Here is an 18,992-nt window from a genome sequence, read left to right as displayed (position 1 = left end):
GTCAGACCCGCTCGCGCGGCACGACGCGGTCGACGATCTTCGCGAGCGTGCCCGACGGCGGCGTCTCGTTGTAGTGCCCGGCGAGCTCCTGGCCGGTGAGTGCGTAGATCGCGGCCATGACCTCGTCGGTCGCCGCGCGTCGCGCCCGTCCGGACGAGGACGCCCCGTGCCGGCTGAGGTCGAGCGGCGCTCCGAAGCGCACGGTGACGGGGCGGATACGCGGGAGCTTCGCGCCGACGGGCTGGATCTCCTGGGTGCCGACGAGTCCCACCGGCACGACCGTCGCCCCCGTCTCGAGCGCGAGCCATGCGACACCGGTGCGGCCCCGGTACAGGCGCCCATCGAGGGATCGCGTGCCCTCGGGGTAGAGCGCGAAGGCCGCGCCGGACTCGAGGATGCGCCGGCCCTGGTCGAGCGCCTCCTGCGCCTGCGCGCCGGCGCCGCGCTCCACGCTCACGGCGCCGATGGCCGTGAAGAACGTGCGGGAGACCCAACCCGAGAACCCCGTGCCCGTGAAGTAGTGCGACTTCGCGAGGAACTGCACCGGACGCGGTGACGCCAGGGGGATGACGATGCTGTCGACGAACGAGAGGTGGTTGCTCGCGAGGATGACCGGGCCGTGCTTCGGCACGTGCTCGACCCCGGTGATGGTGGGGCGGTACAGCGCCCGAACGAGCGGTCGCAGGATGCCCCGCACGATGCGGTACAGCGGACCCTGCCGCGCTGCGGGCGCCGGAACGGCGTCGGCTTCGATCTCGCTCACCATCCGACTTTAGGTCGCGCGGCATTCCGGAGTCGGAATATTGCGTGCCCGATCTCGGAATCCGGCGTGATCTCGTTGGATGCGGGAGGATTGGCGCATGGACGTCACGACGGAGGGCGAGCTGGTCGAGCTCGAGGGCACCGGCGTGCATGTCCTCGTGTTGGCAGGCTCCCGTCGCCCCCCGTCGGCCGACGCCGCGCTCCGTGGCCTCCTCGCGAACTCGTCGGGCGTTCCTGCCGAGGACGTCGAGCTCGAGCACGCCTGCCCCACCTGCGGGGCGCGACACGGGCGGGTCTCGGTGGCCTACCCGCTGACGCCGTCTGGCGCGCCGTGGTACGCGGATGTCGCGGTGTGCGGCGACGCGGTCGTCGCGGCGGCGGCCACGCGGCATCCGCTCGGCATCGGCATGGAGCCGGCCGCGCTCGACGTCGGCGACGCCATCGACGAGGCGGCGTTCCACGCCGACGAACGCGCTGCGCTCGACGAGCTCGACGCGTCGCGCCGCGCGCTGGTTCGGGCCACACTCTGGGCCCGCAAGACCGCGCTCCTTCGGGCGGTCGGTCACACCGACTTCATCGAGCCGTCGCGACTCGCACTCACGATCCCCGGGGAGGACGGCGGCGTCGGCCGCATCGTGCGCAGCGTGCCCGAGTTCGGCTCCGTCTGGCATCAGGTGCAGTTCCACGACCTGCGAGTACCCGGCAAGCGCGCGGCATCCGTCGCCGTCATCGGCTGAGTGCTCGACGGTGCGCCCCGTACAGTGGGACCGTGCGCAGCGTCATCATCCTCGGCTCATCCGGTTCGATCGGCACCCAGGCGCTCGACGTCATCCGTGCCAACCCCAACCGCTTCGAAGTGGTGGGACTCGCGGTCGGGTCGAACCGTGCGCTCCTCGAGGAGCAGGCCGAGCGGTTCGGCGTCGAGCACACGGCCGTCGGCATCGACGAGGCCGTGCAACTCGTGCGCGACGTCGACGCCGACGTGGTGCTGAACGGCATCACCGGCTCGGTGGGCCTCGCGCCGACCCTCGCGGCGCTCGAGCGCGGCATGACGCTCGCCCTCGCCAACAAGGAGTCGCTCATCGTCGGCGGCGACCTCGTGACGCGGCTCGCGCAGCCCGGGCAGATCGTGCCGGTCGACTCGGAGCACTCGGCGATCGCGCAGGCGCTGCGCGCCGGCACGCACACGGAGGTGCGGCGGCTCGTGCTCACCGCCTCGGGCGGGCCGTTCCGCGGCCGGAGCCGGGAGCAGCTCCTGCACGTGACGCCCGCCGAGGCGCTCGCCCACCCCACCTGGGACATGGGGCTCGTCATCACCACGAACTCGGCCACGCTCGTCAACAAGGGCCTCGAGGTCATCGAGGCGCACCTGCTCTTCGACGTCGACTACGACCGCATCGAGGTGGTCGTGCACCCGCAGTCGATCGTGCACTCGATGGTCGAGTTCATCGACGGCTCGACCATCGCGCAGGCCTCGCTGCCCGACATGCGCCTGCCGATCTCGCTCGGCCTCGACTGGCCGAACCGCGTGGCCGCCGTCGGCAAGCCCATCGACTGGACGGTCGCCACCAGTTGGAACTTCGAGCCGCTCGATGCCGAGGCGTTCCCCGCGGTGTCGCTCGCGAAGCAGGTCGGCCGTGCCGGCGGCGAGTATCCCGCCGTCTTCAACGCGGCCAACGAGGAGGCCGTTGCGGCGTTCCATGCGCGCCGCCTCGGGTTCACCGAGATCGTCGACACCGTGCGCGCCGTCGTCGAGGCGCACGAGGCATCCGGTGACGAGGTCACGGTCGCCTCGCTCGCCGAGGCCGAGCGCAGCGCGCGGCGCGCGGCCGAGGCCCGCATCTCGCGCAGCTCGTCGGTCGGGTAGGGTCGCCGCGCGCGAATAGGGCCGCCACGCGGCATCCGTTCTCACAGCCGAACGACAGCGGGCGTGAAGCCTGTCGCAGTACGCTCATCGGGTGGATTCCGTGCTCGCCTTCATCGTCGGCGTCGTCATCATCGTGATCGGCCTCGCCGTATCGATCGGTCTGCACGAAATCGGGCACCTCGTGCCGGCGAAGCTCTTCGGCGTCAAGGTGACGCAGTACATGATCGGCTTCGGGCCGACCATCTGGTCGAAGCGCCGCGGCGAGACCGAGTACGGCGTGAAGGCCATCCCGCTCGGCGGCTACATCTCGATGATCGGCATGTTCCCGCCCGCGAAGGGCCAACAGGCGGGCACCGACAGCACGGGCTTCTTCCGCGGCCTCGTGCAGGACGCACGCGACTCGAGCACCGAGTCGATCACGCCTGGTGACGAACATCGCGCGTTCTACCGGCTGCCGGTGTGGAAGCGCATCATCGTCATGCTCGGCGGCCCGTTCATGAACCTGGTGCTCGCGGTGGTGCTCTTCGGCGTGCTGCTCATGGGCTTCGGCGTCGCACAGCTGTCGACCACGATCGCGACCGTCAACGAGTGCGTGCTGCCGGCCACGAGCGACCGCCAGACCTGCGAGACGGGCGACCCGGCCGCGCCCGGCGCGGAGGCCGGCATCCGGCCAGGCGACCGGCTCGTCTCGATCGACGGCACGCCCATCGAATCGTGGGAGCAGTCGACCGAGATCATCCGCGCCCACCCGAATGAAGCCCTCGACGTGGTCGTCGAGCGCGACGGCGACGAGGTCGCACTCACGGTGGAGCCGATGCTGAGCGAGCGGTTCGTGATCGGCGACGACGGCCAGCCCGTGACGGATGCCGCGGGCGAACCGGTCACCGTGCAGGCGGGATTCGTCGGCATCGGCCCCGCCTCCGAGACGGTGCAGCAGCCGGTCACGGCCGTGCTGCCCGCGGTCGGCGACAACATCACCGGCGTCGCCGGCATCATCCTGAACCTGCCGCAGCGCATGGTCGACGTCGCCGAGGCGGCCTTCGGACCGGGGGAGCGCGACCCGAACGGGCCGATCTCGGTCGTCGGCGTGGGCCGTGTGGCGGGCGAGATCGCGAGCATCGAGCAGATCCCGCTGGCCTCCAAGGCCGCCGGCCTCATCGGCATCCTCGCCTCGCTCAACATCGCGCTCTTCGTGTTCAACCTCATCCCGCTGCTCCCGCTCGACGGCGGACATGTCGCCGGCGCCCTGTGGGAAGCCATCCGTCGCGGCTTCGCGAAGCTGTTCCGGCGCCCCGACCCCGGCCCCGTCGACCTCGCCAAGCTCATGCCGCTGACTCTCGGCGTCGTGGTGGTGCTCGGTGCCATGAGCGCCCTGCTCATCTACGCCGACCTCGTGAAGCCGGTGCAGTTGTTCTGAGCCGCCGGGTGGCTGTCGGTGCGTCGTACTCGCACCCGGTTGTCCGTTCTCCGTTCTCCGTACTCCCGCGGGAGTAGCCGGCGAGCGTCCGACGGGCAGATTCCGAGCGGATGCCCCGGCGCTACGATCGGGGAATGCGCGGCACCGATGGTCGACCCCACTGGGACCAGCGGTGGGACCAGCGGTGGGACGGACGACCCGAGCGCTTCCGGCCGCCACCCGGCGCCGTGCTGTGGGTGCCGGTCGTCATCAGCTTCCTCGTACAGGTGCCCGCCGCGACGAGCAGCGTCGTCTGGCATCGGCCGGGCATCGCCGTCGGTCTCTTGCAGATCGCGCTTGCCACGATCGGCCCGCTCGCGCTGCTCGCCTCGCGCCGGTTTCCGGGCCCGACCGTCGCGGCCGTGGCGGCCGCGGCGCTCGCCGACCTGCTGCTCGTCCCCGACGGCGGACCGCCGTATCTCGCCCTCGCGTTCGCGATCGTGCTCGCGGTCGCGCGTCGCGCCCTCGTCTGGGCGGCCGTCTCCGTGGTCGTCGCGTGGGCGGCGGCGATCGTGTTCGGGCCGATTGCGGGGCTCGACTGGCATCCGTTCCGCATCGCCTTCGCGACCCTCGCGCTCGCCGCATGCTTCGGCATCGGCACGTTCGTGCGGGTGCGGCGCGACCAGGCCGCCGAGCTCCACGCCGCCGCCGTTCGACGGCGACGCTCCGCCGAGGAGCTCGAACGCATGCGCATCGCCCGCGAACTGCACGACGTCATCGGTCATTCGCTCTCGCAGATCAACGTGCAGGCGAGCGTCGGGCTGCACCTCATGGACCGGGATCCCGAGCAGGCGCGCGCGGCGCTCGGCAGCATCAAGGAGACGTCCAAGGCGGCGCTGGAAGAGGTGCGCAGTGTGCTCGGCGTCATCCGCAGCGAGGGCGACGCCCCCCTTGCGCCGCAGTCCGAGCTCGCCGAGCTGCCACGGCTCATCGAGGGCGTTCGGTCACCGGGCTTCGAGGTCGAGCTCATCGACCGGCTCGAGGAGCCGCCAGGTCGAGCGGTGCAGTTCGCGGGGTACCGCATCGTGCAGGAGGCGCTCACGAACGTGGTGCGGCATGCGGCCGCCACCCGCGCGGTCGTCGCGCTCGAACGGCTCGACGATGAGTTGCTCGTCACGATCGACGACGACGGACGTGGTGCCCGCGGCGCCGAGGAGGGCACCGGCATCCTCGGCATGCGCGAGCGAGCGGCGCTCCTCGGCGGGTCGGTCGAGATCGCGCCGTCGCCGCGCGGGGGCACGCGCGTGACGGCACGCCTGCCGTGGGGGGCGACGGCATGACCGGCGGACGCAGCATCCGGGTCGCACTGGCCGACGACCAGCTCCTCGTTCGAGCGGGCTTCCGGGCGCTGCTCCAGGCCGAGGACGATCTCGAGGTCGTGGGGGAGGCGTCGACGGGGGAGGAGCTCCTCGAGATCGTGCGCCGCGAGCCCGTCGACGTGGTGCTCATGGACATCCGCATGCCGGGCGGCGATGGGCTGTGGGCGACGGAGCAGATCGCCGCCGACCCGGCGCTCGCCGGCGTGCACGTCGTCATCGTCACGACGTTCGAGCTCGACGAGTACGTCGCCCGGGCCGTGCGTGCGGGTGCGAGCGGATTCCTCGTGAAGGACACCGAGCCCGAGGACCTCATCCGCGCCGTGCGTGTGGTGGCGGGCGGCGAGGCGCTGCTCTCGCCCGGGGTGACGAAGCGCCTGCTCGAACGCATGGCGGTCGGCCTTCGCGACGCGCCCGACGAGGAGCGGCTCGCGGCGCTCACCGACCGGGAGCGCGAGGTGCTCCGCCTCGTCGGGCATGGACTCACGAACGACGAGATCGCGGCTCGCCTCGTGCTGAGCCCACTCACGGCGAAGACGCACGTCTCGCGGATCATGTCCAAGCTGCACGCTCGTGATCGGGTGCACCTCGTGGTGGTCGCCTACGAGTCGGGCCTCGTGGCGCCGGGCTGGCAGTAGCAGCATCCGGTTCGGAACTGCTCCCGGGGGAGCAGCCGAAGTGCCTTCGCGGGGCGGATTCGCGGATGCCACGCCCGCACGAGCATGGTCTCGACGGCCCATCCCGGGGTCGCACGATCAAGGGACATCTCATGCTCGCCACCCTCGCCACCACCGCTGTGGCCACGCACAACGCCGGTCCGTGGGGGGCCGGATTCGGATGGCTGTTCTTCCTCATCCCCATCTTCTGGATCCTCGTCATCGGACTCGTGGTCTTCCTCGTCAGTCGTCGCCGGCACGCGTGGGCGAACGGCGGGCCCGAGGGCTATGGTCCGCCGTGGGTCCGGGGCGCGAGCGCCGAGTCGACGCTCTCCGAGCGGTTCGCGAAGGGCGACATCGACGAGACCGAGTACCGCGCACGCCTCGAGGTGCTGCGAGCCAACCGGCCGAACGCGTCCTAGTCCGGGCCGGCCTGCAATCCTGGGGGCGGATGCCGCGTGGCATCCGCCCCCTATCGCGGGCTCCTTGCCCTCCGATCCTGGCCGTGCCGAACGCGAGGCATGATCCGCTCGAGCGGGGCGCCCACTTCGGCACTTCGGCACCCCGGCACTTCGGCACCCCGGCACTTCGGCACCCCGGCACTTCGGCACCCCGGCACTTCGGCACCCCGGCACTTCGGCAATTCGGCACCCCGGCACTTCAGTGGATGCGATTCGTCCGGGGCGCCACGGCCGCCGAGAGGCTCAGCGCCCGAAAAGGCGATCGAGCGCCGCTGCCTGGTGGCGGTGGCCGACGGTTTCGTAGCCCACGATGACGACGACGGGGGAGCAGGCGGTGATCACGATGCCCACGCCCATGCTCGCGCCGGCCACGACGGCGGCCACGGCGAGCACGAGTACCGCGACGCTGCCGATGAAGAGCCAGATGTGGAACGGATCGAACGTCTGCATCAGCAGCGAGTACAGGGCGAAGAGCACGACCGAGAACACCCCGACCGGGATCACGACCGTGAGGAGCGCCTCGACCTCACCGATGTGCGCCACCCCTTCGATCTCGTACGCCGCCACGTGCAGTCCGGCGCCGGTCGCCGCGAGGGCGCCGAAGATCACCATGTGTCCGTAGCCCCAGACGAATCCGCGCTCGCGGTAGCGACTGAGCACCTTGGCCGACGGCATCGTGAAGTACACCCACCAGAGGGCGAACGCGAGCATCGTGCCGCCGAAGGCCACGAGGACGGTCTCGACGGTCCAGCCCTGCTCCTCGACCACCGCCGAGATGGCGAGGATCGTGCCGAGCACGACCTCGCCGAGCGTGATGATCACGAGGAGCCCGTAGCGCTCGGCGATGTGGTGCGCGTTCCACGGCGTACCGCCCTGCCGCCGCTCGGCGATGACGGGCCCGGTCAACTCGATCGCCGTCAGCAATACGGTGAAGGCGAGGGCGACCTGCAACGGCGGGTTGACGAAGATCAGCCCGATCCACCCGATCTGCGCGAAGGCCACGATGATGGCGTAGGTGAGCGCGGCCCGGCGGTGCACGGCATCGTGGCGGGCGACGCGAAGCCAGAGCGCGATGGTGGACACGCGCATGATGACGTAGCCCGCCACCATCACGCTGTTGTCGACGTGCTGCCCCTCGTCGATCGAGTGGTAGAACTGGGGCAGGCCGAGCGCGAGCACAAGTACGCCGAGCATCTGCAGCATGGTCGCGACGCGGAAGAAGACGTCGTCGTTGTCGAACGCCGAAGCCAGCCAGGAGTAGTTGATCCACGCCCACGTGATCGCGAACACGGCGAATGAGAACGCCAGGATCGCCGAGCCGACACGACCCACCTCCAGCAGGTGGGCGGTCAGCGAACCTGCCTGGCTGAACGCGACCACGAGGGTCAGGTCGTAGAAGAGCTCGAGCGGGGTTGCACTGCGGTGCGGGTCGTCGGGATCGCGGCCGGTCATACGCCGTAACCGGTGGTCGAGCGGTGGGTGGGCGAGTGCCATGCGGCATATCGTCGCACGCCCGGGTCGCGTCGCACATCCCGTCAGGGGTCGCCGATGCATGACGGCTCGGCGGAAGCAGGTCGATGCGGCATGTTCTCGCGGCCGGCGGGTCGCGGCCGCATGTTTCGGCGCACCGGATGGGCCCGCCGCGCGGTGGCGGCGGGCCCGGACCGGCGTCAGCGGGACAGCAGCAGTGCCTCGCCCTGGCCGCCGCCGCCGCAGAGGGCGACCGCGGCGCGGCCGCTGCCTCGACGCGACAACTCCAGCGCGGCGTGCAGCGCGAGCCGCGCGCCGGAGGCCCCGATCGGGTGGCCGACGGCGATCGCACCGCCGTGCACGTTGACGAGATCGTTCGAGATGCCGAGTTCGCGGGCCGACTGCAGCGAGACCGCGGCGAACGCCTCGTTGATCTCGACGAGGTCGAGGTCGCCCGCCGCAAGGCCCTCCTTCTCGAGGGCGGCCGCGATGGCGTTGGCGGGCTGCGAGTGCAGCGAGTTGTCGGGGCCGGCGACCTGCCCGGCCGCGCCGACGACAGCGAGCCACGGGAGTCCGCGCTCCTCCGCCCACTCGCGGCTCGCGACCACGACGGCCGCCGCGCCGTCGGAGAGCGGCGACGAGTTGCCCGCCGTGATGCTGCCGTCGGCGGAGAACGCCGGGCGGAGCTTGCCGAGTACCTCGACCGTGGAGTCGGGGCGCACACCCTGATCCTCGCTGACGACGACGGGGTCGCCCTTGCGTTGCGGGACTTCGACGGGCACGATCTCATCGGCGAACACGCCCGACGACTGCGCCTGGCCGGCGCGCGTGTGCGACGCGGCGGCGATCTCGTCCTGCTCGGCCCGCGTCATGTCGTAGCGGGCATTGAAGCGCTCGGTCGACGCGCCCATGGAGTCGTGGTCGAAGGCGTCGGTCAGGCCGTCGTACGCAGCGTGGTCGACGAGTTCGACGCCGCCGTACGCGAAGCCTCCCCGCGAGTTCGGAAGCAGGTGCGGCGCACGCGTCATCGATTCCTGGCCGCCGGCCACGACGACGGATGCCTCGCCGAGGCGAATCAGCCGAGCGGCATCCGTGATGGCGACAAGACCCGACAGGCACACCTTGTTGACCGTGGTCGCGGGCACGCGCCACGGGATGCCTGCGGCGACCGCCGACTGCTTGGCGGGGTTCTGGCCCGCGCCCGCCTGGAGCACCTGGCCCATGATCACGGCGTCGACGTCGTCGGGGGAGACCCCGGCCTTCTCGAGGGCGCCGCGGATCGCGACGGTGCCGAGTTCGACGGCCGTGCGGCCGGCGAGGTTTCCGCTGATCCGGGCGAAGGGGGTGCGGGCTCCGGCGATGATGACGACATCGGGGGTGGTCATGGTTCGGTGAACTCCTTCGTTCCGAGGTTGCGTGCGCTTCGACTTCCAGCCTATTGTACTTTCCTGAGACCTGAACCAGCTGTCAGGTTCGCACCACGTCCAGCCATTCACTGTCGAGAGGCATTCACATGCGGGTTACGAAGAAGTCCCTCGCGACGGCGTTCATCGCCGCCGCGACCCTTGCGCTGGTCGGGTGCGCTCCGACCACCGCGGCCGGCGGCGCCGGCGGCGACGCCGAAGAGACCGGGGCGCCGGTCAAGGTGGCGATGCTCACCTCGCAGACCGGTCCGCTCGCCGCGTACGGCGCGGCCTACACCGCGGGCTTCGAAGCCGGCCTCGACTACGCGACCGAGGGCACCGGCACGGTCGATGGCCGCGAGATCGAGATCGAGTGGGCCGACGACCAGGGCAACCCCGACACGGCTGTCTCGAAGGCGAAGGACTTCATCGGCCAGGGCTACGAGATCCTCGCCGGCACCGCGGCATCCGGCATCGCCACCGCGCTCGCAGAGCAGGCCGCGCAGAACCAGATCCTCTACATCTCGGGCCCCGCGGCCGCCGACGCGATCACCGGCGTCAACGAGTACACCTTCCGCTCCGGCCGCCAGACCTTCCAGGACGTCGCCACCGCGGGTACCTTCATCGGCGACCCCGAGGGCAAGAAGGTCGTGGTGTTCGCGCAGGACACGGCGTTCGGTCAGGGCAACCTCGCCGGCGTGCAGGCCGTGCTCGGCGGCCAGGGCGCGACCGTCGAGGGCGTGCTCGTGGCGGAGGACGCCACGGAGTTCACCCCGTTCGCGCAGCAGCTGCTCGGCGCCTCGCCCGACCTCGTCTTCGTGGCGTGGGCGGGTGCCTCCTCGGGCGCCATGTGGACCGCGCTCGCGCAGCAGGGCGTGTTCGACGCCGTGCCCGTCGTCACGGGCCTCGGCGATGTCGCGACCTACGGCGCCTACGGCGATGCATCCGACAAGATCTCGTTCCTCAACCACTACTTCGGCGGGGCATCCGGCACCGACGCGGAGAAGGCCATGATCGAGCACCTCGAGGCCGCGGGCACCGAGGCCGACCTCTTCTCGCCCGACGGCTTCGTCGCCGCGCAGATGATCGTGCAGGCCATCCGCGAGGGCGGCGACACCGTCGACGGCATGATCGACGCCCTCGAGGGCTGGACCTTCGAGTCCGTCAAGGGCGAGATCACCGTCCGCGCCGAGGACCACGCGATGATCCAGCCGATGTACCAGGCGAAGCTCGTGCAGGACGGCGGCAGCTGGGTGCCCGAACTCGTCGAGACCATCGACGCCGAGACGGTCGCACCGCCGGTCGCCGGCAAGTGAGGCGACGGCCGCCCGCGCGCAACCCGGCGCGGGCGGCCCCGCCCCCTCGGATCCAGACCTTCCAACGCAGTGAGGCAGCCATGACCGACCACCCGATGCTCAGCCTCGAGCACGTCGGCCTCCGCATCGGCGGTGCGCGCATCCTGAACGACGTGTCGCTCGACGTACCGGCGGGCGAGATGCTCGGCGTGATCGGCCCCAACGGCGCAGGCAAGACGACGCTCTTCAACGTCGTCTCGGGCGTCATCCGCCCCACCGAGGGCCGAGTGCTGCTCGACGGGCAGGACGTCACCGGCGTGGCCATCCACCGCCGCGCAGCGGCCGGCCTCGGGCGCACGTTCCAGACCTCGAGCCTGTTCCCGGCGCTCAGCGTCGTCGAGAACGTGCGGCTCGTCGCCCAGGCGCACGCAGGTGGTGCGACCTCCGTCTTCCGAACGCCACGGCGAACGGATGCCGCGACCACGCGTGCGCTCGAGACCCTCGCCGAGGTGGGGCTCGAGCACCGTGCCGACGCCGCGGCATCCGGACTCTCGCACGGCGAGAAGCGCAAGCTCGAGATCGCCATGCTCATCGCCATGGAGCCCAAGGTCGTCCTCCTCGACGAGCCCATGGCCGGCGTCGGCTCGGCCGACGTGCCAGCCCTCACCGAGGTGATCCGCGGCCTGCACCGTGGCGGACGCACCGTGCTCATGGTCGAGCACCACATGGAGGTCGTGCTCGGGCTCGTCGACCGCGTGGCGGTCATGCACCATGGCGAGCTCCTCGCCGTCGACACCCCGGAGGCCGTCATGGCGAACCCCACCGTGCAGTCCGCCTACCTCGGGGAGGCCGTGTGAGCGAGCCGATCCTCCGCGTCGCAGGCCTCTTCGGCCGCATCGGCGGACAGCAGGTCGTCGAGGACGTCTCCTTCGAGGTGCCGGCCACCGGCGTCACGGCCCTCCTCGGCCGCAACGGCGTCGGCAAGACGTCGACCATCAAGTCGATCCTCGGCCTGGTCGACCGCTCGGGCGAGGTGCACCTGGGCGGCACGCGCATCGACCGCATGCCGACGCATCGCATCGTGCAGCTCGGCGTCGGTTACGTGCCCGAGGACCGTGAGGTGTTCGGCTCGCTCACCGTGGCCGAGAACCTCCGGCTCGCCGAGCGCGACGGCACGCCCCGCCGCGAGTTCATCCAGCGGCTCTTCCCCGACATCCACGACCGGCGCGCACAACGCGCGGGCACGCTCTCCGGAGGTCAGCAGCAGATGGTCTCCCTCGCCCGGGCGCTCGTCAACGAGAACCGTCTCCTGCTCGTCGACGAGCCCACGAAGGGGCTGGCGCCCCGCATCGTCGACGAGGTCGCCGACGCGCTTGCCGCGGCGGCACGCACGGTGCCCATCCTCCTCGTCGAGCAGAATCTGCACGTCATCCGCAAGCTCGCCGAGCGCGTGGTCGTGCTCTCGGGCGGCCGGGTCGTGTTCACCGGCGAGGCATCCGACCTCCTCGACGACGAGGACCGCATCCAGCGCTTCCTCGGCGTGCACGATGCGACCGATCCGCACGACAGCACCGCGGGGAGCACCCGATGAACACGATCGTCCTCCTCCTCATCACGGGCCTCGGACTCGGCGCCCTGTACTTCCTCGTCGCGAGCGGCCTCTCGCTCATCTACGGCCTCATGGGCGTGCTGAACTTCGCGCACGGCTCGTTCCTCACCATCGCCGCGTTCCTCGGCTGGGAGGTGGGCCGCCGTGTGTCGGACGGCACCTGGTGGGGCCTCGCGCTGTCGGCCATGGTCGGCCTCGCCGTCGGCGCCATCGTCGCGGCGGCCACCGAGTACTTCCTCATCCGCCGCCTCTACGAGCGGCACATCGAGCAGGCCCTCGTGACCGTGGGTCTTTCGCTTGCGACCGTCGCGCTCTTCGAGGGGATCTGGGGCACCGACCCGATCTACACGAAGAAGCCCGACTGGCTGGCGCAGACCACCGAGATCCTCGGCGCGAGGATCCCGAACGACCGGTTCCTGCTCATCGCGTGTGCACTCCTCGTGCTCGGCGGCATCGTGCTGTTCCTGCAGCGCACCAGGTACGGGCTCATCATCCGCGCGGGCGTCGAGAACCGTTCGATGGTCACCGCCCTCGGCATCGACGTGCGCCGCTCGTTCACGATCGTGTTCGCGATCGGCGGCGCCGCGGCCGGACTCGGCGGCGTGCTCGCCTCGGTCTACTACGGCTACGTCTCGGCGCACCTCGGCTCGGTGCTGCTCATCTTCGCGTTCATCGTCACCGTCATCGGCGGGCTCGGCTCACTCACGGGTGCCGCGGTCGCCTCAGTGCTCGTCGCGGTGCTGCAGCAGTTCGCCAACTTCTACCTCGGCGGCACCGGCGACCTCGTGGTCGTCGTCGCGCTCGCCGCGGTCCTGCTCGTCCGCCCGCGTGGACTCATGGGGAAGGTCGCATGAACCAGCAGCTCACGGATGCCCCGGCACCCGCTCGCCCGTCGGCACCACCGGCCGTGGCATCCGCTCGCCGTCGCCCGCTCGTCATCGTGCTCGGCGGCGTCGCACTCGTCGTCGCGCTCGCGATCCTGCCGCTGCTCGCGATCGAGATCCCGGGCGTGCTGCCCGGGCCGACGTACACCCCCGGGACGCTGCAGCTGCTCGCGTACGCGATGCTCATCGCCGCGCTCGCGCTCAGCTACCGCATGATGTTCGGCCTCGCGGGGCTGCTCTCGTTCGGCCATGCGCTGTTCTTCGCGGCCGGCGCCTACGGGCTGGGGATGACGCTCAATGCGTTCGCCCCCGTCGACTGGTCGAGTGAACTCGTGTTCGCCGCCTCGATCGGCATCACGCTCGTCTTCGGCATCGTGCTCGCCGCGACCGTCGGCGCGCTCGCGCTGCGGGTCACCGGCATCTCGTTCGCGATGGTCACCCTGGCCTTCGCCCAGGCGGGCTCGGTGATCATCCGCCGGAACCCGGGCTCCGCCACCGGCGGCGACGAGGGGCTCTCGCTCGACATCGCGAACGTGCCCGAGGGCCTGATCGGCGTGCGGAACACCGCGCACCTCTACTGGATGGCGCTCGCCGTGCTCGTCTTCGTCTACCTGGTGGTGTTGTGGGTCGAACGGAGCCGGGCCGGCCACGTCGCCGAGGCCGCGCGTGAGAACGAGCTGCGCGTGCGCGTCATCGGCATCCGCCCGTACTCCGTGAAGCTGCTCATCTTCATCGTCGCGTCGGTGCTCGCCGCCGTGGCGGGCATGGGCTACCTGCTGCTCCAGTCGGGCGCCTCGCCGCGCATCTCGACGGCGGATTTCACGCTGACGCTCCTCGTCATCGTGGTGCTCGGCGGAGTGGGGTATCGCTGGGGCGCGATCGTCGGCGGTATCGTCTACACACTGCTCGACCAGCGGCTCACGGCGCTCGCGGGCTCGGATTTCATCGCCGGGCTGCCTGCGGTGCTCCGGGTTCCGCTGAGTGAGCCGCTGTTCATCTTGGGCACGCTGTTCATCCTCGTGGTGATGTTCCTGCCCGGCGGCATCGCGGGGATCCCGCAGCGCATCCGGTCGGGGCGCAAGCAGCATCCGGTCGAAGCAGAGGAGGCGACGGATGCCTGACGGCCTGCACACCCTCGGGCGCTGGACGCGAGACCGCGCGCGGGCGACGCCCGAGCGCGTCGCCATCGACGACCGCGGCGTGGTCGTGACGTACCGCGAGCTCGACGCGCGTGCCGAGCGGCTCGCCGCGGGCTTCCGGGCGGCGGGCTACCCGATCGGCGACCGCGTCGCCACGATCACGGGCAACAGCGCCGACCACGTCGTCCTGTTCTTCGCGTGCGCCAAGGCCGGTCTCGTGCTCGTGCCGCTGTCGTGGCGTCTCGCACCGCGCGAGCTGGCGGCGCAGCTCGAGATCGCCGAGCCCGCGATCCTCCTCGTCGAGACGGAGTTCGAGTCGCTCGCGAAGGCCACGCTCGCGCGCCTGGCACGGCGCATCCCGACCGCGCCGCTCGGCATGCATGGCGTCGAGGGCGAGGTGCCCGCACCGCGCGCGCGCGGCCTTGCGGAGGAGGCGCCCACGACCCGCGGCGACGTTCACGACGACGACGCGCTCCTCATGATCTTCACGTCGGGCACGACCGCAACGCCCAAGGGCGCCGTGCTCACGCACGCGAACTGCTTCTGGACGAACCTCTCGTTCTCGCGCATCGCCGAGGTGGGGGCCAGAGATATTGTGCTCGCGGTCATGCCGCAGTACCACGTGGGCGGCTGGAACATCACGCCGCTGCTCGCCTGGTGGACGGGTGCGACCGTCGTGCTCGAGCGCACGTTCGACCCCGGCCGCGTGCTGCACCTCATCCAGGAGCGGCGCATCACGACCATGATGGGCGTGCCCGCCAACTACCTGTTCCTCGCGCAGCATCCCGACTTCGACGAAACCGACCTCTCGAGCCTCGCGCACGCCATCGTGGGCGGCGCGCCGATGCCGCCGGCGCTGCTGCGCACGTGGCACGCCCGCGGCGTCTCGCTCACCCAGGGCTACGGGCTCACCGAGGCGTCGCCGAACGTGCTGTGCCTGCCCGACGAGGACGCTCGCACACGCGTCGGGTCGGCGGGCAAGCCGTATCCGCACGTCGACGTCGCGGTCGCCGACCCGGTGACGGGCGAGCTGCTCGAGGGCGAAGCCGAGGGGGAGCTCCTCGTGCACGGCCCGTCGGTCTTCGCCGGGTACTTCCGCGACTCGGTCGCCACGGAGGCAGCCCTCGTCGACGGCTGGCTGCGCACGGGCGACCTCGTGCGCCGCGATGCCGACGGCTACTTCACCATCGTCGACCGCATCAAGGACATCTACATCTCGGGCGGCGAGGGCGTCGCGCCCGCCGAGGTCGAGGCCGTGCTCATGAGTCATCCGGCGGTCGCCGACGTCGCCGTGGTCGGCGTGCCCGACGAACGCTGGGGCGAGGCCGGCGCCGCGTGGGTCGTGGTCCGTCGCGGACGGGTGACGGATGCCGCCGAGCTCATGGACTTCGCACGGGCCTCGCTTGCACGCTTCAAGGTGCCGCGCGAGGTGCACTTCGTCGCTGAACTGCCGCGCTCCATCGCGGGCAAGGTGCTTCGTCGGGTGCTCGCCGAGCGAGCGGCCGACGCCGCTCTGTCCGCTGCCGACGCCCACGCTGAGGAGGACGCACGATGAGCGCCGCACCACGCACCGCCCGCGGTGTCGAGACCCGGGCGAAGCTCCTCGCGGCCGCCGAGCGCGTCTTCGCCGACCACGGCTACCACGAGGCATCCGTCTCGCGCATCACCGATCGCGCGGGTGTCGGCCAGGGAACCTTCTACCTGTACTTCGACACCAAGCTCGACATCTTCAACGAGCTCGTGGAAGACCTGAACCACCGCGTGCGCCAGGCCATGAGCGAGGGTGCGCGCGGCGCGACCAGCCGCCTCGAGGCCGAGCGGGCGGGCTTCGCGGCGTTCTTCCGCTTCACGGCCGAGCATCCCGCGCTCTACCGGGTGGTGCGGGAGGCCGAGCTCGTGTCGCCAGAGGCGCTGCGGCTGCACTACACGCGCATCGTCGAGGGGTACATCGACGGACTTCGCGAAGCGGCCGCCGACGGCGAGATCTGGGACATCGACCCCACCGTCGCCGCATGGGCACTCATGGGCGTCGGCGAGATGATCGGCATGCGCTGGGTGCTCTGGGGCGACCCCGACTCGGCTCCCGGCGACGACGCCGACCCGACGGCCAGCGGCACCGGCCGCGTTCCCGAGCACGTGCTCGACGAGATGATGCGCTTCGTCGGCGGAGCCCTCGGGCGACCCGACCTCGCGCAGGGCCCGCGCCCGATCGCGGGGGAGAAGGAGGAATCGTGACCGATCTCAGCGGGCGACGCGCCGTCGTCACCGGCGGAGCGAGCGGCATCGGCGAGGCCTGCGCGCGCGCCTTCGCTGCGGCCGGGGCGCATGTGGTCATCGCCGACCTGAACGGCAAGGCGGCCGATCGGGTGGCCGGCGACCTGGGCGGCGAGGCCTGGCAGGTCGACCTCGGCGACACCGCGGCACTCGCCGACCTCGAGCTCGAGGCCGACATCCTCGTGAACAACGCCGGCATCCAGCACGTGCGGCCGATCGAGGAGTTCGAGCCCGAGCGGTTCTCGCTCATCCTCCGGCTCATGCTGGAGTCGCCGTTCCTCCTCATCCGGGCCGCGCTGCCGGGCATGTATGCCCGCGGTTTCGGGCGCGTCATCAACATCTCGAGCGTGCACGGCATCCGCGCGTCGCCGTTCAAGTCGGCGTACGTCGCCGCGAAGCACGGCCTCGAGGGGCTCTCGAAGGTGACGGCCCTCGAGGGCGGCCCGCACGGGGTGACGAGCAACTGCATCAACCCGGGCTACGTGCGCACCCCGCTCGTCGAGAAGCAGATCGCCGACCAGGCGCGCGTGCACGGCATCCCCGAATCCGAGGTGCTGCCGAAGATCATGCTCACCGAGTCGACGATCAAGCGGCTCGTCGAGCCTGCCGAGGTCGCGAGCCTCGCCCTGTGGCTCGCGAGCCCCGACGCCGGCATGGTGACGGGCGCGAGCTACACCATGGACGGCGGATGGAGCGCCAGGTGAGCTACTCGACCTTCTCCGCCCGGGTCGCCGACGGAGCCCTCGCGGGCGGCCAGTGGCGAGCGGATGCCGCGGGCCTGCCGATCCTCGCCGTGCACGGCATCTCCGCCACCCACCGCTCGTGGGACCTGGTGGCCGACGCGCTGAAAGGCCGCCGCGTGATCGCTGCCGACCTCCGGGGCCGCGGACGCAGCAACACGCTGCCCGGTCCTTACGGGCTCGAGCGTCACGCCGACGACCTCGCCGCGGCGCTCGATGCCTTAGAGGTCGACCGGGCGTTCGTGGCCGGGCACTCGATGGGCGCCTTCGTGACCGTCCGCTTCGCCGAGCGACACCCCGACCGGGTGGCGGGCGTCGTGCTCATCGATGGCGGCATGCCCGTTCCGAACCCCGTTGGAGTCGCGCCCGGGGACCTGCCGGCGGTGCTGCTCGGGCCGGCGCTCGAGCGACTCTCGATGACGTTCCCCGATCGCGCGTCGTACCTCGACTTCTGGCGGCGGCATCCGGCGCTCGGACCGTACTGGAACGATGCCATCGAGGCCTACGTCGAGTACGACCTCGACGGCACGGAGCCGACGCTGCGCAGTTCGGCGCGCGCCGAGGCGGTCGCCGAGAACGCCGTGCAGCTCGACGGCTCCGACGGATACGCCGCCGCGCTCGCCGGCCTGCCCGAGCCGGTCGACTTCTTCCGCGCGCCGCGCGGGCTGCTCGACGCCGCGCCGCTCTACCCTGAAGCGGTGGTCGCCGAGTGGGCCGAGCGGATGCCGCAGCTGGTCGTGCACGACGTGCCCGACGTCAACCACTACACGATCGTCATGACGGCCGAGGGTGCCGGGAGCGTGGTCCCCGTGATCCGCACCCGCCTCGCGGCCGTGGAGATGAAGGAAGGTGCATCGTGACACTCGACAAAGTCGTCGGGTCCGCCCGGGAGGCGGTCTCCGACATCCCAAGTGGGGCGAGCCTCGCCGTCGGCGGGTTCGGCCTGTGCGGCATCCCGATGGTGCTCATCCAGGCGCTGCTCGAGACCGGGGTCGACGACCTGAAGGTCGCCTCGAACAATTGCGGCGTCGACGACTGGGGCCTCGGCGTGCTGCTCGCGGAGAAGCGCATCTCGAAGATGACCTCGTCGTACGTCGGCGAGAACAAGGAGTTCGAGCGGCAGTACCTCGCGGGCGAGCTCGAGCTGGAGCTCACGCCGCAGGGCACGCTCGCCGAGAAGCTCCGGGCGGGCGGCAGCGGCATCGCCGCATTCTTCACGCAGACCGGGGTCGGCACGCAGGTCGCCGAGGGCGGGCTGCCGCGCCGCTACAACGCCGACGGGTCGATCGCGGTGGCGAGTCCGGCAAAGCCCGTGCAGATGTTCGACGTCGCCGGGGAGTCGCGCGAATTCGTGCTCGAGGAGGCGATCACCACCGACTTCTCACTCGTGCACGCCCTCCGCGGCGACCGCTACGGCAACCTCGTGTTCGAGAAGTCGGCGCGCAACTTCTCGCCGCTCGCGGCGATGGCCGGGCGCGTGTGCATCGCCCAGGTCGAAGAGCTCGTCGAGCCCGGCGATCTCGACCCCGACTCCGTGCACCTGCCCGGCATCTACGTCGACCGGATCGTCGTGGTCGGCACCGACATCGAGAAGCGCATCGAGCGTCGAACCGTCTCACCCGAACGAGCGGCGTCGCGCGAGATGCCGGAAGGAGCCTGA

At 71.1% G+C, this 18,992-nt stretch carries 19 protein-coding genes; 16 read left to right on the top strand and 3 right to left on the bottom strand.

Annotated features, from left to right (window positions below; all coding sequences use genetic code 11):
- Window position 1: 1 nt before the first annotated feature.
- Window positions 2-766, bottom strand: a complete 765-nt coding sequence (locus AB0K73_RS16380; RefSeq protein WP_360514882.1) for a lysophospholipid acyltransferase family protein — start codon at window positions 764-766, stop codon at window positions 2-4.
- 94 nt (window positions 767-860) lie between these two features.
- On the opposite strand from AB0K73_RS16380, the gene AB0K73_RS16375 reads away from it, so the two are divergent.
- The 6 genes from AB0K73_RS16375 (at window position 861) to AB0K73_RS16350 (ending at window position 6,479) form a co-directional block, all read left to right on the top strand.
- On the top strand, window positions 861-1,499 hold the full coding sequence (locus AB0K73_RS16375) for a 4'-phosphopantetheinyl transferase superfamily protein (protein ID WP_360514885.1): 639 nt from the start codon (window positions 861-863) through the stop codon (window positions 1,497-1,499).
- Window positions 1,500-1,531: 32 nt separating this feature from the next.
- Window positions 1,532-2,629: a 1-deoxy-D-xylulose-5-phosphate reductoisomerase gene (gene dxr, locus AB0K73_RS16370; protein WP_360514888.1), complete on the top strand. Its 1,098-nt coding sequence runs from the start codon at window positions 1,532-1,534 to the stop codon at window positions 2,627-2,629.
- Window positions 2,630-2,720: 91 nt separating this feature from the next.
- On the top strand, window positions 2,721-4,046 hold the full coding sequence (locus AB0K73_RS16365) for a site-2 protease family protein (protein WP_360514891.1): 1,326 nt from the start codon (window positions 2,721-2,723) through the stop codon (window positions 4,044-4,046).
- A gap of 134 nt (window positions 4,047-4,180) precedes the next feature.
- A complete protein-coding gene (locus tag AB0K73_RS16360; protein WP_360514895.1) occupies window positions 4,181-5,365 on the top strand; it encodes a sensor histidine kinase in 1,185 nt (394 codons plus the stop codon).
- The gene (locus AB0K73_RS16355; RefSeq protein WP_360514898.1) at window positions 5,362-6,039 is read left to right on the top strand and encodes a response regulator transcription factor; all 678 of its coding nucleotides are present in this window, start codon (window positions 5,362-5,364) and stop codon (window positions 6,037-6,039) included. The genes AB0K73_RS16360 and AB0K73_RS16355 overlap by 4 nt, the downstream gene beginning before the upstream one ends.
- A gap of 131 nt (window positions 6,040-6,170) precedes the next feature.
- Window positions 6,171-6,479 (top strand): hypothetical protein, encoded by a 309-nt coding sequence (locus AB0K73_RS16350; protein ID WP_360514901.1) that lies wholly within the window; start codon window positions 6,171-6,173, stop codon window positions 6,477-6,479.
- Between the two features lie 282 nt (window positions 6,480-6,761).
- Here the strand turns inward: AB0K73_RS16350 and AB0K73_RS16345 are convergent, their stop codons facing one another.
- Complete coding sequence (locus tag AB0K73_RS16345) at window positions 6,762-8,012, bottom strand: low temperature requirement protein A (RefSeq protein WP_360514904.1); 1,251 nt, start codon at window positions 8,010-8,012, stop codon at window positions 6,762-6,764.
- Between the two features lie 176 nt (window positions 8,013-8,188).
- The gene (locus AB0K73_RS16340) at window positions 8,189-9,373 is read right to left on the bottom strand and encodes an acetyl-CoA C-acetyltransferase (protein ID WP_360514907.1); all 1,185 of its coding nucleotides are present in this window, start codon (window positions 9,371-9,373) and stop codon (window positions 8,189-8,191) included.
- Between the two features lie 128 nt (window positions 9,374-9,501).
- Here AB0K73_RS16340 and AB0K73_RS16335 point away from each other — a divergent pair, with 128 nt between their 5' ends.
- The 10 genes from AB0K73_RS16335 (at window position 9,502) to AB0K73_RS16290 (ending at window position 18,992) form a co-directional block, all read left to right on the top strand.
- Window positions 9,502-10,707, top strand: coding sequence for a substrate-binding domain-containing protein (locus AB0K73_RS16335; RefSeq protein ID WP_360514910.1), 1,206 nt, complete (start codon window positions 9,502-9,504; stop codon window positions 10,705-10,707).
- Between the two features lie 80 nt (window positions 10,708-10,787).
- Window positions 10,788-11,543: an ABC transporter ATP-binding protein gene (locus tag AB0K73_RS16330; RefSeq protein ID WP_360514913.1), complete on the top strand. Its 756-nt coding sequence runs from the start codon at window positions 10,788-10,790 to the stop codon at window positions 11,541-11,543.
- A complete protein-coding gene (locus tag AB0K73_RS16325; RefSeq protein ID WP_360514916.1) occupies window positions 11,540-12,277 on the top strand; it encodes an ABC transporter ATP-binding protein in 738 nt (245 codons plus the stop codon). Before AB0K73_RS16330 ends, AB0K73_RS16325 begins: the two co-directional genes overlap by 4 nt.
- Window positions 12,274-13,149: a branched-chain amino acid ABC transporter permease gene (locus tag AB0K73_RS16320; protein ID WP_360514919.1), complete on the top strand. Its 876-nt coding sequence runs from the start codon at window positions 12,274-12,276 to the stop codon at window positions 13,147-13,149. Before AB0K73_RS16325 ends, AB0K73_RS16320 begins: the two co-directional genes overlap by 4 nt.
- Entirely contained in the window at window positions 13,146-14,300 is a 1,155-nt protein-coding gene (locus tag AB0K73_RS16315; protein ID WP_360514922.1) for a branched-chain amino acid ABC transporter permease, read from the top strand. The genes AB0K73_RS16320 and AB0K73_RS16315 overlap by 4 nt, the downstream gene beginning before the upstream one ends.
- Window positions 14,293-15,873, top strand: a complete 1,581-nt coding sequence (locus AB0K73_RS16310; RefSeq protein WP_360514925.1) for an AMP-binding protein — start codon at window positions 14,293-14,295, stop codon at window positions 15,871-15,873. Before AB0K73_RS16315 ends, AB0K73_RS16310 begins: the two co-directional genes overlap by 8 nt.
- Window positions 15,870-16,553, top strand: coding sequence for a TetR/AcrR family transcriptional regulator (locus AB0K73_RS16305; protein ID WP_360514928.1), 684 nt, complete (start codon window positions 15,870-15,872; stop codon window positions 16,551-16,553). Before AB0K73_RS16310 ends, AB0K73_RS16305 begins: the two co-directional genes overlap by 4 nt.
- Window positions 16,550-17,296: a 3-hydroxybutyrate dehydrogenase gene (locus AB0K73_RS16300; RefSeq protein WP_360514931.1), complete on the top strand. Its 747-nt coding sequence runs from the start codon at window positions 16,550-16,552 to the stop codon at window positions 17,294-17,296. The genes AB0K73_RS16305 and AB0K73_RS16300 overlap by 4 nt, the downstream gene beginning before the upstream one ends.
- Window positions 17,293-18,192: an alpha/beta hydrolase gene (locus AB0K73_RS16295; protein WP_360514934.1), complete on the top strand. Its 900-nt coding sequence runs from the start codon at window positions 17,293-17,295 to the stop codon at window positions 18,190-18,192. Before AB0K73_RS16300 ends, AB0K73_RS16295 begins: the two co-directional genes overlap by 4 nt.
- The gene (locus AB0K73_RS16290; protein ID WP_360514937.1) at window positions 18,189-18,992 is read left to right on the top strand and encodes a CoA transferase subunit A; all 804 of its coding nucleotides are present in this window, start codon (window positions 18,189-18,191) and stop codon (window positions 18,990-18,992) included. Before AB0K73_RS16295 ends, AB0K73_RS16290 begins: the two co-directional genes overlap by 4 nt.

Origin of the sequence: Agromyces sp. NPDC052230, assembly GCF_040679595.1 — a bacterium.
Classification (GTDB): Bacteria; Actinomycetota; Actinomycetes; order Actinomycetales; family Microbacteriaceae; genus Agromyces.
Note: the sequence above shows the minus strand (reverse complement) of the source record. Positions and strands in the feature narration are given on the sequence as shown.